Annotated in this window: 14 protein-coding genes; 11 read left to right on the forward strand and 3 right to left on the reverse strand. The window is 60.4% G+C overall.

Annotated elements, in window-relative coordinates; genetic code table 11:
* Positions 1-119 precede the first annotated feature (119 nt).
* From eno to ispD, 3 genes are all read left to right on the forward strand, one after another.
* Positions 120-1,409, forward strand: a complete 1,290-nt coding sequence (eno, locus tag A9971_RS08400; RefSeq protein ID WP_011059543.1) for a phosphopyruvate hydratase — start codon at positions 120-122, stop codon at positions 1,407-1,409.
* A gap of 172 nt (positions 1,410-1,581) precedes the next feature.
* Positions 1,582-1,860, forward strand: coding sequence for a cell division protein FtsB (ftsB, locus tag A9971_RS08405; protein ID WP_011059544.1), 279 nt, complete (start codon positions 1,582-1,584; stop codon positions 1,858-1,860).
* Complete coding sequence (gene ispD / locus A9971_RS08410; RefSeq protein WP_183001390.1) at positions 1,857-2,564, forward strand: 2-C-methyl-D-erythritol 4-phosphate cytidylyltransferase; 708 nt, start codon at positions 1,857-1,859, stop codon at positions 2,562-2,564. Before ftsB ends, ispD begins: the two co-directional genes overlap by 4 nt.
* Before the next feature lie 117 nt (positions 2,565-2,681).
* Here ispD and A9971_RS08415 read toward each other — a convergent pair whose 3' ends face one another.
* A complete protein-coding gene (locus tag A9971_RS08415; RefSeq protein ID WP_183001391.1) occupies positions 2,682-3,581 on the reverse strand; it encodes a LysR substrate-binding domain-containing protein in 900 nt (299 codons plus the stop codon).
* 104 nt (positions 3,582-3,685) lie between these two features.
* Here A9971_RS08415 and A9971_RS08420 point away from each other — a divergent pair, with 104 nt between their 5' ends.
* From A9971_RS08420 to rpoS, 8 genes are all read left to right on the forward strand, one after another.
* Entirely contained in the window at positions 3,686-4,798 is a 1,113-nt protein-coding gene (locus A9971_RS08420; RefSeq protein WP_011059547.1) for an S-(hydroxymethyl)glutathione dehydrogenase/class III alcohol dehydrogenase, read from the forward strand.
* A gap of 85 nt (positions 4,799-4,883) precedes the next feature.
* Positions 4,884-5,729, forward strand: coding sequence for an S-formylglutathione hydrolase (gene fghA, locus A9971_RS08425; protein WP_041116226.1), 846 nt, complete (start codon positions 4,884-4,886; stop codon positions 5,727-5,729).
* Between the two features lie 52 nt (positions 5,730-5,781).
* A complete protein-coding gene (gene ispF, locus A9971_RS08430) occupies positions 5,782-6,255 on the forward strand; it encodes a 2-C-methyl-D-erythritol 2,4-cyclodiphosphate synthase (RefSeq protein WP_011059549.1) in 474 nt (157 codons plus the stop codon).
* A complete protein-coding gene (gene truD / locus A9971_RS08435) occupies positions 6,252-7,310 on the forward strand; it encodes a tRNA pseudouridine(13) synthase TruD (RefSeq protein ID WP_053149271.1) in 1,059 nt (352 codons plus the stop codon). Before ispF ends, truD begins: the two co-directional genes overlap by 4 nt.
* Positions 7,298-8,047 carry a 5'/3'-nucleotidase SurE gene (surE, locus tag A9971_RS08440; protein WP_011059551.1) on the forward strand — a complete coding sequence of 250 codons (750 nt, stop codon included), beginning with the start codon at positions 7,298-7,300 and terminating at the stop codon, positions 8,045-8,047. The genes truD and surE overlap by 13 nt, the downstream gene beginning before the upstream one ends.
* A 41-nt stretch (positions 8,048-8,088) precedes the next feature.
* Positions 8,089-8,724 (forward strand): protein-L-isoaspartate(D-aspartate) O-methyltransferase, encoded by a 636-nt coding sequence (locus tag A9971_RS08445; RefSeq protein ID WP_169892832.1) that lies wholly within the window; start codon positions 8,089-8,091, stop codon positions 8,722-8,724.
* A gap of 212 nt (positions 8,725-8,936) precedes the next feature.
* A complete protein-coding gene (locus tag A9971_RS08450; protein ID WP_183001392.1) occupies positions 8,937-9,797 on the forward strand; it encodes a peptidoglycan DD-metalloendopeptidase family protein in 861 nt (286 codons plus the stop codon).
* Between the two features lie 106 nt (positions 9,798-9,903).
* Positions 9,904-10,911, forward strand: coding sequence for an RNA polymerase sigma factor RpoS (gene rpoS / locus A9971_RS08455; RefSeq protein WP_011059554.1), 1,008 nt, complete (start codon positions 9,904-9,906; stop codon positions 10,909-10,911).
* 512 nt (positions 10,912-11,423) lie between these two features.
* On the opposite strand, the gene fdxA is transcribed toward rpoS, so the two are convergent.
* Together fdxA and mutS are read right to left on the reverse strand one after the other, a co-directional pair.
* Entirely contained in the window at positions 11,424-11,747 is a 324-nt protein-coding gene (fdxA, locus tag A9971_RS08460) for a ferredoxin FdxA (RefSeq protein ID WP_011059555.1), read from the reverse strand.
* Between the two features lie 143 nt (positions 11,748-11,890).
* A complete protein-coding gene (gene mutS, locus A9971_RS08465; RefSeq protein ID WP_053156555.1) occupies positions 11,891-14,470 on the reverse strand; it encodes a DNA mismatch repair protein MutS in 2,580 nt (859 codons plus the stop codon).
* Between the last annotated feature and the right edge of the window lie 105 nt (positions 14,471-14,575).

Genomic DNA, 14,575 nt, shown 5'->3' on the forward strand with positions numbered 1-14,575 from the left:
CTCAGGCCCCCGGGCCTGAGCCTTATCGTCTGCAAGACTGCCCGCTTTCCCCGCCTTGCCGACGGTAAAAGATTTCCTACAGCTGCGTCGTTTTCGTCAACTTTGGAGTGTTTACAACAATGGCAAAAATCGTCGACATCAAAGGTCGTGAAGTTCTCGACTCCCGTGGCAACCCCACTGTCGAAGCGGACGTGCTTCTCGACAACGGCATCATCGGCAGTGCATGCGCGCCGTCCGGTGCTTCCACCGGCTCGCGCGAAGCGCTGGAGCTGCGTGATGGCGACAAGAGCCGTTACCTGGGCAAGGGCGTGCTCAAGGCGGTAGCCAACATCAACGGTCCGATCCGCGACCTGCTGCTGGGTAAGGACCCGATCGATCAGAAGGCCCTGGATCAGGCCATGATCAAGCTCGACGGTACCGAGAACAAGGCCACCCTGGGCGCCAACGCGATCCTCGCCGTGTCCCTGGCTGCTGCCAAGGCCGCCGCTCAGGACCAGGACCTGCCGCTGTACGCCCACATCGCCAACCTCAATGGCACTCCGGGCGTCTACTCGATGCCGGTACCGATGATGAACATCATCAACGGTGGCGAGCACGCCGATAACAACGTCGACATCCAGGAGTTCATGGTGCAGCCGGTTGGCGCCAAGTCCTTCTCGGAAGGCCTGCGCATGGGCACCGAAATCTTCCATCACCTCAAAGCCGTGCTGAAGGCCCGTGGCCTGAACACCGCAGTGGGTGACGAAGGCGGTTTTGCACCGAACCTGGCTTCCAACGAAGACGCTCTGAAAGTGATCTCCGAAGCCGTGGCCAACGCCGGTTACACCCTGGGCACCGACGTGACCCTGGCCCTGGACTGCGCTGCAAGCGAATTCTATGAAGATGGCAAGTACAACCTGTCCGGCGAAGGCCAGGTGTTCACCGCCGAAGGTTTCGCCGAGTACCTCAAAGGTCTGACCCAGCGCTACCCGATCATCTCCATCGAAGACGGCCTGGACGAGTCCGACTGGGCCGGCTGGAAAATCCTTACCGACAAGATCGGCGAGAAGGTTCAACTGGTCGGCGACGACCTGTTCGTGACCAACACCAAGATCCTGAAAGAAGGCATCGACAAGAAGATCGCCAACTCGATCCTGATCAAGTTCAACCAGATCGGCACCCTGACCGAAACCCTGGAAGCCATCCAGATGGCCAAGGCTGCCGGCTACACTGCGGTTATCTCCCACCGTTCCGGTGAAACCGAAGATTCGACCATCGCCGACCTGGCCGTGGGTACCTCGGCTGGCCAGATCAAGACCGGCTCCCTGTGCCGTTCCGACCGCGTTTCCAAGTACAACCAATTGCTGCGTATCGAAGAGCAATTGAACGGCAAGGCCAAGTACAACGGTCGCGGTGAGTTTCGCGGCTAAGCAGTAGATGGTAAAAAGACACCGGATTGTGTCGGGAAAATCGCTACAGCGAGTTTTTTGCCACTAATCTGATGCCTTAAGAGCACAAGCCTGGGTCTTCCAGGCTTCGTGCTATCAGTAGGTCCGAAGTTGTTGGCATGGCTGTCTTTTTTCACTGGATACCCGATATTCGATGCGCAGTCCCAATTGGTTGTTCCTGGTCTTGCTCTTGCTGCTGGCTGGCTTGCAGTACCGCCTGTGGGTGGGGAACGGCAGCTTGGCCCAGGTTGCTGACCTGACTCAGCAGATTGCCGACCAGCACGCTGAAAACGAGCGTTTGCTGGAACGAAATCGCGTACTCGATGCGGAAGTCATGGAGCTGAAAAAAGGCATGGAGACCGTGGAAGAACGGGCTCGCCATGAGTTGGGTATGGTCAAGGAGGGTGAAACCCTCTACCAGTTGGCCCAATGAGCGACGTATTGCCGGCCTTCTGGGCCGTGATTCCTGCCGCGGGCGTTGGTGCCCGTATGGCCGCGGACCGCCCCAAGCAGTACCTGCAACTGGGTGGACGCACAATTCTTGAACACAGCCTGGGCTGCTTTCTCGACCACCCCGGCCTCAAGGGGCTGGTGGTCAGCCTGGCGGTTGATGATCTTTACTGGCCGGCCCTGGCTTGCGCCCATGATTCGCGGATCCAGCGGGTCGAAGGTGGTGCTGAGCGTTCCGGCTCGGTGCTCAATGCCTTGCTCCATCTGCACGCCCAGGGCGCTGCCGATGACGACTGGGTGCTGGTTCACGATGCCGCCCGGCCCAATCTTTCCCGGGATGACCTGGACAAACTGCTGGGTGAGTTGGTGGATGACCCGGTGGGGGGGCTGCTCGCAGTTCCGGCCCGGGACACCCTGAAACGTGTGGACAAGCACGGTCGAGTGCTGGAAACCGTTGACCGCAGTTTGATCTGGCAAGCCTACACACCGCAGATGTTCCGCCTCGGTGCCCTGCATCGTGCCCTGGCCGACAGCCTGGTGGCCGATGTGGCGATTACCGATGAAGCTTCGGCGATGGAATGGGCCGGCCAGGCGCCGCGCCTGATCGAAGGCCGCTCGGATAACCTCAAGGTCACCCGTCCCGAAGACCTGGAATGGTTGCGCCAGCGCTGGTCCAACCGCCGCTGACTGCTGGCTTGCGCTGCACCTTGTAGCTGCTGGTGCAGGCTGCGAACGACTCGGAAGGAGGCGCCGCTCTTGAGGCCCTGAAGGCCCTGCGGGCCTTGTCACCGCCTGCGGCAGCAGCTACAGGTCGCGGTATTCCGGGCGCTGCGCCAGCCCTTGTTTCAGATAATCCACCAGCTTGCGCACTTTCGGTGACAGGTGCCGTTGCTGCGGGTACAGCGCCCAGACTGCGGTGTTGGGCGGTTGGTGAGCTTCCAGCAAGGAAATCAGCGTACCGTTCTGCAAGTGCTCCAGGACGTAGTAGTCCGGCAACTGGCACAGCCCCACCCCTTGCAAGGCCGCGTCCAGCACCGCCTGCCCGCTGTTGCAGCGCCAATTACCCTGCACCCGTTGCGAAAATTCGCGCCCATCCAGTTCCAATTGCCAGATATCCGAGCTGCCGATCAGGCAGTTGTGCCGGCTCAACTCCGACAGGCTGTGTGGGCGTCCATAACGTTCCAGGTAGGAGGGCGAGGCGCATAGGTACATGCGGCGTGGGGCCAGGCGAGTGGCGACCAGGCGCGAGTCCAGCAGGCGCCCCAAGCGAATCGCCAGGTCCAGCCCTTCATGCACCAGGTCCAGGGGGCGGTTGCTGAGCTCTATATCCACCCGCAACTGCGGATAAAGGCTCATGAACCGGGTAACCAGCGGCACGATAAAACGCTCGCCGTAGGCCACTGCACAGGTCATGCGCAGCATGCCCTTGGGCTCGCTGGTCAGGTCGCCTACGGCCCGCAGGGCCTCCTCGCGACCATCCTGCAGACGTTGGCAATGCTGGAGAAAGGTCTGCCCGGCCTCGGTCAGGGTTACCCGGCGGGTACTGCGATACAGCAGGCGAGTCTGCAAGCGCTCCTCAAGCCGTGCCACCTGACGGCTGATATGGGACGAAGAGACCCCCAGGCGCTCGGCGGCAGCGGTGAACTGGCTGCATTCGGCGACCGCGACAAATTCGTCGATACCTTCCCAACGGTTGTCATTCATTGATTGTCCCCATACAGCAATAATGTTTTGCTTTTGCCTGGATTATTCATCGCATTGCGCTGTTTTACACTCTGTGCCTCGTTTTTATTCGCTGGAGAGTCAGGATGATCAAGTCACGTGCTGCCGTAGCCTTCGAGGCCAAGAAGCCGCTGGAAATCGTCGAAGTGGATGTCGCCATGCCCAAGGCGGGCGAGGTGCTGCTGCGGGTCGTCGCCTCCGGCGTCTGCCACACCGACGCCTACACGCTGTCTGGTGCCGACCCTGAAGGCATATTCCCGGCGATCCTCGGCCACGAAGGCGGTGCGGTGGTTGAGGCGGTGGGCGAGGGCGTGACCTCGGTGGCTGTGGGTGACCATGTGATCCCGCTGTACACCCCGGAATGCGGCAAGTGCAAATTCTGTCTGTCGGGCAAGACCAACCTCTGTCAGGCCATTCGCGCCACCCAGGGCAAGGGCCTGATGCCTGATGGCACCACGCGTTTTTCCTACAAGGGTCAGCCGATTTTCCACTACATGGGTACCTCGACCTTTTCCGAGTACACCGTGCTCCCGGAAATCTCCGTGGCCAAGATTCCCAAGGAAGCGCCGCTGGAAAAGGTCTGCCTGCTGGGGTGCGGCGTGACCACCGGGATCGGAGCGGTGATCAACACCGCCAAGGTCAAGGCCGGTGACACCGTGGCCATCTTCGGCCTGGGCGGCATTGGGCTGTCGGCGGTCATCGGTGCGGTCAAGGCCAAGGCCGGGCGTATCATCGCCATCGATATCAACCCGGCCAAGTTCGAGATCGCCAAGCAACTGGGCGCCACCGACTGCGTCAATCCGAAGGATTTCGACCGTCCGATTCAGGAGGTCATTGTCGACATGACTGATGGCGGCGTGGATTTCTCCTTCGAGTGCATCGGCAATGTGCAATTGATGCGTGCGGCCCTGGAGTGCTGCCACAAGGGCTGGGGCGAATCGGTAATCATCGGCGTGGCCGGTGCCGGCCAGGAAATCTCCACCCGTCCCTTCCAATTGGTGACCGGCCGGGTATGGCGCGGCTCAGCCTTTGGTGGCGTGCGCGGGCGCAGCGAGCTGCCAAGCTACGTGGAAATGTCCCAGACCGGCGAGATCCCCCTGGATACCTTCATCACCCACACCATGGGCCTGGAAGATATCAACAAGGCGTTCGACCTGATGCACGAAGGCAAGAGCATTCGCTCCGTCATTCACTTCTAAGAGCAGCGGCAAGCGGCAAGCCACAGGCGCCAAGCGGGAGTTCCGCTGCGGCCCATGGCTTGCGGCGTGCCGCTGGAGGTCTGCCATGAGTCTGGAAAACCTTTCCTGCCAGAAAAGCTTCGGCGGCTGGCATAAACGCTACAAGCATCATTCCCGGGTGCTGGGCTGTGACATGGTGTTCGCCGTGTATTTGCCGCCCCAGGCCGAGCAGGGCGGCAAGCTGCCGGTGCTTTACTGGTTGTCCGGCCTGACCTGTACCGACGAGAACTTCATGCACAAGGCCGGGGCTCAACGCATGGCTGCCGAGCTGGGCTTGATCATCGTCGCTCCGGATACCAGCCCGCGTGGCCCCGGCGTGCCCGGTGACCCGGACGGTGCCTGGGATTTCGGTCTGGGTGCCGGGTTCTACCTGAACGCGACGCAGGAGCCCTGGGCCCAGCATTACCGGATGCACGATTATGTGGTGAACGAGCTGCCGGAGCTGGTGGAGGCGCATTTTCCCGCTTCGCACAAGCGTGGGATCAGCGGGCACTCCATGGGCGGTCACGGGGCATTGGTGTGCGCGCTGCGTAATCCGGGGCGCTATCAGTCGGTTTCGGCCTTCGCTCCCATCAGCAACCCGATGGATTGCCCCTGGGGGCAGAAGGCGTTTTCCCGTTACCTGGGGGAGGAGCGCTCACGCTGGCGCGAGTGGGATGCCAGCGTGCTGATCGCCGAAGCCACCGAGAAGCTGCCGTTGCTGGTGGATCAGGGGGATCGTGACGACTTCCTCGCCGGCCAGCTCAAGCCTGAGGTCTTGCAGCAAGCGGCAAAGAATGCCGGGCATGAGCTGACGTTGCGGATGCAGCCGGGGTACGACCACAGCTACTTCTTTATCGCCAGTTTCATAGACGACCACTTGCAGCACCATGCACGTGCTCTTAACGCCTAATACCTGCCAAAGCAGGTAGAATCACGCCCTGACTTTTTCGGGGCGTTTTTTTATGCGTATTGGCCACGGCTACGATGTGCACCGTTTCGCTGAGGGCGACTTCATCACGTTGGGGGGGGTTCGTATTGCCCACCATTTCGGGCTGCTCGCGCACTCCGATGGTGATGTGCTGTTACACGCACTCAGTGATGCCCTTCTGGGCGCTGCCGCGCTGGGTGATATCGGCAAGCACTTTCCGGACACCGATCCGCAGTTCAAGGGCGCCGACAGCCGTGTCCTGCTGCGTCATGTTGTCGCGCTGATTCATGCCAAGGGCTGGAAGATCGGCAACGTCGACAACACCATCGTCGCCCAGGCACCGAAAATGGCACCTCACATTGAAACCATGCGGGCCTTGATTGCCGAGGACCTGCAGGTCGAGCTGGACCAGGTGAACGTGAAGGCAACCACCACCGAAAAACTCGGCTTTGTCGGCCGCGAGGAAGGCATCGCCGTGCATTCCGTGGCCTTGTTGCAACGCCCATGAATGAATTGCAATTGTTGGGCCCGCGGGCCTATGGCGATGCCCTGGGCAGCGCCGTACTCAAGGCCACTGCCGAAGACTTCCAGGTTGATGAAGTACTCGATATCCCGCTGAGCGGGGAAGGCGAGCATCTGTGGCTGTGGGTGGAAAAACGCGGCTTGAACACCGAGGAAGCGGCGCGGCGGATCGCCAAGGCGGCGGGGGTGTCGTTGCGCACTGTCAGCTATGCCGGGCTCAAGGATCGCCAGGCGCTGACCCGCCAGTGGTTCAGTGTGCAACTGCCGGGCAAGGCCGATCCGGATCTTGGCGCAGCGGAAAATCACACTCTGAAGATCCTCGAGGCCACCCGCCACAAGCGCAAATTGCAGCGTGGGGCCCATGCCGCCAATGGCTTTACCTTGCGCCTGACAGAGCTCAAGGCGGATCAGGCAGCCATCGACGAGCGCCTGAAGAGGATTGCCGCTCAAGGTATTCCCAACTATTTCGGCGCCCAGCGCTTCGGCCACGACGGTGGCAACCTGGCGGACGCCCGTAGCTGGGCTGCCCGTCAAGCGCTGCCGGAGCAGCGCAATGTGCGTTCGCGCCTGTTGTCCACCGCCCGCAGCTACCTGTTCAACCAGGCGCTGGCAGCGCGAGTGGCGGACGGCACTTGGCAGCAGGCGCAAGTGGGCGACTTGCTGGCATTTACCGACAGCCGCAGCTTTTTCATGGCCGGCCCGGATGAATGCACGGATCCGCGCCTGGCAATTCTTGACTTGCATCCCACAGGCCCGTTGTGGGGCGAAGGCGAGTCTCCGGCGGGTGGTGCGGTTCATGAACTTGAACAGCAGATGGCCGACCGCGAGGCGGCACTGTGCGAATGGCTGATAAAAGCCGGCATGAGCCACGAACGACGCATCCTGCGGCTGCCCATTGGCGGTTTGACGTGGCATTATCCCGAGCCTGATATTCTGCAACTGGAATTCGTCCTCCCGGCCGGATGTTTCGCCACCGCCTTGGTGCGTGAACTCGTCGATCTGGTGCCGGTGGGGCAGACGGACAGCTCATGCGCATTCTGATTTCTAACGATGATGGGGTAACTGCACCCGGTATCGCGGCGTTGCACGCTGCGCTGGCGGATTACGCCGAGTGCGTGGTTATCGCTCCGGATCAAGACAAAAGCGGCGCCAGCAGCTCGCTGACGCTCGACCGTCCGTTGCATCCGCACACCCTTGGCAACGGCTTTATCAGCATCAATGGCACCCCCACCGACTGTGTTCACCTGGGGCTCAACGGCCTGCTGGAGCATGACCCGGACATGGTGGTGTCGGGCATCAACCTGGGGGCCAACCTCGGTGATGACGTGCTGTACTCCGGGACGGTCGCCGCTGCATTGGAAGGGCGCTTCCTGCAACGCCCTGCGATCGCCTTTTCGCTGGTCTCGCGCCAGGTGGAGAACCTTGCTACCGCAGCCTATTTCGCGCGCAAGCTGGTGCAAGCCCAGGGCTTGCTGGATTTACCACCACGGACGGTGTTGAACGTGAATATTCCCAATCTGCCGCTTGATCATATTCGGGGCATCCAGCTGACCCGCCTGGGCCATCGCGCCCGTGCTGCGGCACCGATGAAGGTGGTCGACCCCCGCGGCAAGGCGGGTTACTGGATCGCTGCCGCCGGCGACGCCGAGGATGGCGGGCCCGGCACCGACTTTCATGCAGTGATGCAAGGCTACGTGTCTGTCACGCCGCTGCAGCTGGATCGCACCTTCAATGACGCGTTCAGGAGTCTGGATGGCTGGTTGGAGGGGCTGCGCTGATGGCTCGCGAGCAAGACGATCTGCTGCGGCGGGGAATCGGCATGACTTCCCAGCGTACCCGCGAACGCCTGATCCAGCGCTTGTATGACGAGGGGCTGTCCAACCCTCAGGTACTGGAAGTGATTCGGCGCACACCGCGGCATCTGTTTGTCGATGAGGCCCTGGCCCATCGTGCCTATGAAGACACGGCGCTGCCGATCGGCCACAACCAGACCATCTCCCAGCCTTATATGGTGGCCCGCATGAGTGAGCTGCTGCTGGCGGCCGGGCCGCTGGACAAGGTACTGGAGATCGGTACCGGCTCGGGCTACCAGACGGCGGTGTTGTCGCAGCTGGTGGAGCGGGTGTTTTCGGTGGAGCGGATCAAGGTCCTGCAAGACCGGGCCAAGGAGCGCCTGCAGGAATTGAACCTGCGCAACGTCGTGTTTCGCTGGGGCGACGGCTGGGAAGGCTGGCCGGCGCTGGCGCCCTATAACGGCATCATCGTCACTGCCGTCGCCACCGATATCCCCCAGGCCCTGCTCGATCAACTCGCGCCTGGCGGGCGCCTGGTGATTCCGGTGGGGGCAGGGGAGGTGCAGCAGTTGATGCTGATCATCCGTGAAGAACAGGGCTTTGCCCGGCACGTCCTGGGGGCGGTGCGTTTTGTGCCGTTGCTCAATGGTCCCCTGGCCTGAAGGCATTTATCAGGCTGGGGTGAATTCTGTCTGGCGGGCTGTGTCTTAGTGCCGTATCGATCGTCAATGAGTGATACGACGGTCAGAGGCAGGTTCTTGCGGCTGTCCTTGTGCTGGGCCAGCGGTAAAGCGCCTGTGTCCAGTTATACTTGCGTCACTTCACGCCTGAGTCAGGCAATCTATATCGTCAACCACCACAAAGGGAGCGGCGGGTGAGTCTCACAGTCATTGCGCAGCGTATGGGTACAACAAGCTTTCAGCGACTGATGATTGGCCTTGCCTTGAGTTCCTTGTTGGTCGGTTGCTCCAGCACCAAATCCAGCAGCGTGGGGGTGGTCGAGCGCAGTAACACTGTTGCGCCGCAGCGTCCTACGGTGACCACCGGGCAGTACGCGGTGCGTCGCGGAGACACCTTGTTTTCCATTGCCTTCCGCTATGGCTGGGACTACAAGGCGCTGGCCGCTCGCAACAACATCGCCGAGCCTTATACCATCCATCCCGGGCAGGTCATTCGCTTTGACGGCCGCACTGGTACTACGCCGGCGACGGTTGTTACCAGCACCCAGTCCAGTGCCTCCTCCTCCAGCAAGACCACGGTCATTCGTCGCCCGGCAGGCACCACGACAACGCCTGCAACTGCGACCACCACCAGCCCTGCGAGCAAGCCGGCGCCTGCTCCGGCTACCCCCGCGGGCCCCGCTCCTACGGGTTGGGGATGGCCTTCGAACGGTGTTCTGATTGGAAAATTTTCTTCAAACGGTAGTTTGAATAAAGGCATTGATATCGCCGGAGATTTGGGACAGCCTGTTTTAGCTGCGTCTGATGGGACGGTGGTTTACGCCGGGAGTGGCTTAAGGGGCTACGGCGAATTAGTCATCATCAAACACAACGAAACCTACGTCAGTGCTTACGGCCACAACCGCAAGCTATTGGTTCGGGAGGGACAGCAGGTCAAAGTCGGACAGACAATTGCCGAGATGGGATCAACTGGTACAGACCGGGTGAAACTGCACTTTGAGATTCGCCGACAAGGTAAACCTGTAGATCCGCTGCAATTCCTGCCACGTCGTTGATCCGTTACCAGCCTGTTCCGCTCACGTAGAGGGAACAGGCTCCAGCGTTGCCAGGGATAAAGGCGCCGCTTGAGCCTGAGGTCGAACTCACCAAAGGACTATAACAATGGCTCTCAGTAAAGAAGTGCCGGAGTTTGACATCGACGATGAGGTTCTCCTTATGGAGAGCAGCATCGATATGGATTCGATGTCGAATAATGAGGGGGCAACTCCACCTTCCGTTCGCACCAAATCCAAAAGCTCCGCTTCATTAAAGCAACACAAATACATTGATTACACGCGTGCACTCGATGCGACGCAGCTGTACCTCAATGAAATTGGTTTTTCTCCATTGCTCTCCCCCGAAGAGGAAGTGCACTTTGCGCGGTTGTCGCAAAGTGGTGATCCGGCCGGGCGCAAGCGCATGATTGAAAGCAACTTGCGGCTGGTGGTGAAAATCGCCCGGCGCTATGTCAATCGTGGCCTGTCGCTGCTGGACCTGATCGAAGAGGGCAACCTCGGGCTGATCCGAGCGGTGGAGAAGTTCGATCCGGAACGCGGCTTCCGCTTCTCGACCTATGCCACCTGGTGGATTCGTCAGACCATCGAGCGGGCCATCATGAATCAGACCCGGACCATCCGGTTGCCGATCCATGTGGTCAAAGAACTCAACGTCTACTTGCGCGCCGCCCGTGAGTTGACGCAAAAACTCGATCATGAACCCTCCCCCGAAGAAATCGCCAACCTGCTGGAGAAGCCGGTGGCCGAAGTCAAGCGCATGCTCGGCCTGAACGAGCGGGTTTCTTCGGTTGATGTCTCCCTGGGCCCGGATTCGGACAAGACCCTGCTGGATACCCTGACCGACGACCGTCCGACAGATCCTTGTGAGCTGTTGCAGGACGACGATCTGTCACAAAGTATCGATCAGTGGCTTTCCGAATTGACCGAGAAGCAGCGCGAAGTGGTGGTTCGACGCTTCGGTCTGCGTGGACACGAGAGCAGCACCCTTGAAGATGTGGGCCTGGAGATCGGTCTGACCCGTGAGCGGGTTCGGCAGATCCAGGTTGAAGGGCTCAAGCGCCTTCGGGAAATTCTCGAGAAGAATGGATTGTCCAGTGAGTCGCTGTTTCAGTAGCCACTGGATCGATTCACAAGAGCCCCGATCGACTCGGGGCTTTTTATTGCACGCAGCTTGTGGTTTTGAATGGGCTATTGCCAGAGAAGTTGGCTTAACTCTCAACCGTCATGTAAGCCAAAGATTACTTTTTCGTACGCATTCGGTTCTCGGCTACTTCTGCGTTGTCTAGTTTTGCGTAGGCTGTTTTTTATATTATTGATTTATATAATATTTTTTATGAATGGCTATGAGTTTCGACAAAGTTTCACACGAATAGTGCGATTGCTCTTGCCGGGGAACTCTCTAATATCAGCCCTGTGTCGACGGATAGACACAGCCATCAAGGACGATGGTCAGGACATCGCAGGAAGCGATTCATCAGGACGATGAAAAGGAACACAGGGACTAGGGAAAAATGTGGGCGGGTCATACCGCCCCTTTTTTTCGTCTGTCGAAAAGTCCCGCCGGCATTTCCTTGCCCCAGAAACGCAAAAAGGCCCGCAAGGGGCCTTTTGGGAACGCGGGGGGAATCAGCGTTCGAGATCCTTGATCTTGCCTTTGACGCCATCCCACTCTTCGGCATCCGGCAACGGATCTTTCTTTTCAGTGATATTCGGCCAGATCTCTGCCAGCTCGACGTTCAACTGAATGAATTCTTGCATCTCTTCCGGGACTTCATCCTCGGAGAAAATCGCTACAGCGGGGCATTCAGGCTCACACAGTGCGCAATCAATGCACTCATCCGGGTGAATCACCAGGAAGTTCGGGCCTTCGTAAAAGCAGTCCACCGGACAGACTTCTACGCAGTCGGTGTACTTGCACTTGATGCAGTTGTCGGTGACGACGAAGGTCATTTCTAATTCTCTCCTCAGGCGGCGGCAGCGGAGCCCCTACATGACGGGGTCGCCAGGTTTGGGAGCGATAGTCTGCGCAACCAGGCTAATAGTCCGCAGCATCCCAAACCGCGCGAGATTCTAACAGCTTGAAGGCGTTCGCGTTAGATGCGTGTCTTCAATGTATAGAGCATTTCCAGCGCTCGGCGTGGCGTCATGTCATCCAGATCCAGCTTGGCCAGGTCGTCGAGCACCGGGTGCGGCAGGCTGGCGAACATGTCGCTTTGTTGCGGAACCGAGGGTTTGCCCGGTGCTTGAGGCGCCACTTCATGGGGCAAGCTGGTGGTTTCCAGGCGGCTCAAGTGCTCCCGGGCGCGGGTGATGACTGCGCTGGGAACCCCGGCCAGCTGGGCTACCGCCAGCCCATAGCTCTGGCTGGCTGGGCCTGGAAGGACATGGTGCAGGAACACAATGCGCTCATTGTGCTCGGTGGCATTGAGGTGCACGTTGGCCACCAGCGGCTCGCTTTCCGGCAGTACCGTCAGTTCGAAATAGTGGGTGGCGAACAGGGTATAGGCGCGCAGGTGGGCGAGACGTTCTGCCGCAGCCCAGGCCAGGGAAAGTCCGTCAAAGGTGCTGGTACCGCGTCCCACTTCGTCCATCAGCACCAGGCTGCGTTCCGTTGCGTTGTGCAGGATGTTCGCGGTTTCGCTCATTTCCACCATGAAGGTCGAACGGCCGCCGGCCAGGTCGTCGCTGGAGCCGATACGGGTGAAGATCCGGTCCACCAGGGACAGCTCGCAGCTAGCCGCCGGGACGAAGCTGCCGATATGGGCCAGCAGCACGATCAGGGCCGTCTGGCGCATATAGGTGGATTTACCGCCCATGTTCGGACCGGTGATCACCAGCATCCGCGTGTTGTCGTCCAGGCTCAGGTCGTTGGCCACGAAAGGCGTGGTCAACACTTGCTCCACCACTGGGTGACGACCCTGGGTGATGCGCATGCAAGGTTCGCTGACAAAACGTGGGCAGTTGAGGTCCAGGTTCAAGGCGCGCTCGGCCAGGTTGCTCAACACGTCCAGCTCAGCCAGGGCACCAGCGGTATCCTGCAACGGCGGCAAATGGCTGATCAGGGTTTCCAGCAGCGCGTCGTAGAGCATCTTCTCCCGGGCCAGGGCACGGCTCTTGGCCGATAGCGCCTTGTCTTCGAACGCCTTGAGTTCCGGAGTGATGAAGCGCTCGGCGCCTTTCAATGTCTGGCGGCGAATGTAGTCCGCCGGGGCCTGTTCGGCCTGCTTGCTTGGCAGCTCGATGAAATAGCCATGGATACGGTTGTAGCCGACCTTGAGGTTGGCCAGGCCGGTACGGGCTTTCTCGCGGGCTTCCAGGTCAATCAGGAACTGTCCGGCGTTCTCGCTCAGCGACTGCAGCTCGTCGAGCTCGGCGTCGTAGCCGGTCTTGAGTACACCGCCGTCACGGATCACCGCCGGCGGGTTGTCGATGATGGCCTTGGCCAGCAGAGCGGCCAGCTCCGGGTAGGTGCTGGTGGTGGCAGCCAGCTGATTGAGGTGAGTGGCCTCCAGTTCGGTCATGGCTTCTTGCAGCTCCGGCAGTGCAGCCAGGGCATCACGTAGACGGGCCAAGTCCCGCGGACGGGCATTGCGCAGGCCGATTCGCGCCAGAATCCGCTCGATATCGCCGATTTCCTTCAACTGCGGTTGCAACCGTTCGAAACGGTAGCCGTCCAGCAGGCAAGTAATGGAGGATTGGCGCGCTTCCAGGACCTTGAGGTCGCGCAGCGGGCGGTTCAGCCAGCGGGTCAGCAAACGGCTGCCCATGGCGGTCTGGCAGCGATCGACCACCGATTGCAGGGTGTTGTCCCGCCCGCCCGCCAGGTTGGTGTCCAGTTCCAGGTTGCGACGGCTGGCACCGTCCAGCACCACGGTGTCATCCAGGCGCTCATGACGCAGGCTGCGCAGGTGGGGCAGGGCGGTACGCTGGGTTTCCTTGGCATAGCTGAGCAGGCAACCGGCGGCGCCGATGGCCAGGGTCAGGGTTTCGCAGCCAAAGCCCTTGAGGTCCTGGGTAGAGAACTGCTGGCAGAGGCTCTTGTGCGCCGAGTCCCGCTCGAAATCCCAGGGGGCACGGCGTCGCACACCGCGGCGTTTTTCTGCCGGCAAGCCTTGTGGCCAGTCATCGGGGATCAGCAGCTCCACTGGGTTGATGCGTTCCAACTCGGCCAGCAAATTCTCCCAGCCCTTGATCTCCAGGACGCTGAAGTTGCCGCTGGTGATGTCCAGCACCGCCAGGCCGAACAGACGCTCGTCGCCCAGCACGGCGGCGATCAGGTTGTCGCGGCGCTCATCCAGCAGAGCCTCGTCACTCACGGTGCCTGGCGTGATGATACGCACCACCTGGCGTTCCACCGGGCCCTTGCTGGTCGCCGGGTCCCCCACCTGTTCGCAGATCACCACCGACTCGCCGAGCTTTACCAGCTTGGCCAGGTAGCCCTCGGCGGCGTGGTAGGGAATACCGCACATGGGAATCGCCTGGCCGGCCGACTGCCCGCGCGCCGTCAGGGTGATGTCCAGCAGCTTGGCGGCCTTCTTCGCGTCTTCATAGAAGATCTCGTAGAAGTCGCCCATGCGGTAGAACATCAACTGATCAGGGTGCTGGTTCTTGAGGCGCCAGTACTGCTGCATCATCGGCGTGTGGGAGGACAGATCGGAGGTATTTTTACTCATCGGTATTCAGGCGGATTCGTTGAATGGGTGAAGCAAAGGAGCGCTGGGCTCGGCTTTTTGCAGATGGCGGCAAGGTTACCATGGGTGCCCTGGCCTCGCAGGCAC

Source organism: Pseudomonas sp. UME65, from assembly GCF_014170225.1.
Lineage (GTDB): Bacteria > Pseudomonadota > Gammaproteobacteria > Pseudomonadales > Pseudomonadaceae > Aquipseudomonas > Aquipseudomonas protegens.

Coding starts and splice junctions, on each gene's coding strand:
- eno (WP_011059543.1), top strand. CDS start 120: ATGGCAAAAATCGTCGACATCAAAGGTCGTGAAGTTCTCGACTCCCGT.
- ftsB (WP_011059544.1), top strand. CDS start 1,582: ATGCGCAGTCCCAATTGGTTGTTCCTGGTCTTGCTCTTGCTGCTGGCT.
- ispD (WP_183001390.1), top strand. CDS start 1,857: ATGAGCGACGTATTGCCGGCCTTCTGGGCCGTGATTCCTGCCGCGGGC.
- A9971_RS08415 (WP_183001391.1), bottom strand. CDS start 3,581: ATGAATGACAACCGTTGGGAAGGTATCGACGAATTTGTCGCGGTCGCC.
- A9971_RS08420 (WP_011059547.1), top strand. CDS start 3,686: ATGATCAAGTCACGTGCTGCCGTAGCCTTCGAGGCCAAGAAGCCGCTG.
- fghA (WP_041116226.1), top strand. CDS start 4,884: ATGAGTCTGGAAAACCTTTCCTGCCAGAAAAGCTTCGGCGGCTGGCAT.
- ispF (WP_011059549.1), top strand. CDS start 5,782: ATGCGTATTGGCCACGGCTACGATGTGCACCGTTTCGCTGAGGGCGAC.
- truD (WP_053149271.1), top strand. CDS start 6,252: ATGAATGAATTGCAATTGTTGGGCCCGCGGGCCTATGGCGATGCCCTG.
- surE (WP_011059551.1), top strand. CDS start 7,298: ATGCGCATTCTGATTTCTAACGATGATGGGGTAACTGCACCCGGTATC.
- A9971_RS08445 (WP_169892832.1), top strand. CDS start 8,089: ATGACTTCCCAGCGTACCCGCGAACGCCTGATCCAGCGCTTGTATGAC.
- rpoS (WP_011059554.1), top strand. CDS start 9,904: ATGGCTCTCAGTAAAGAAGTGCCGGAGTTTGACATCGACGATGAGGTT.
- fdxA (WP_011059555.1), bottom strand. CDS start 11,747: ATGACCTTCGTCGTCACCGACAACTGCATCAAGTGCAAGTACACCGAC.
- mutS (WP_053156555.1), bottom strand. CDS start 14,470: ATGAGTAAAAATACCTCCGATCTGTCCTCCCACACGCCGATGATGCAG.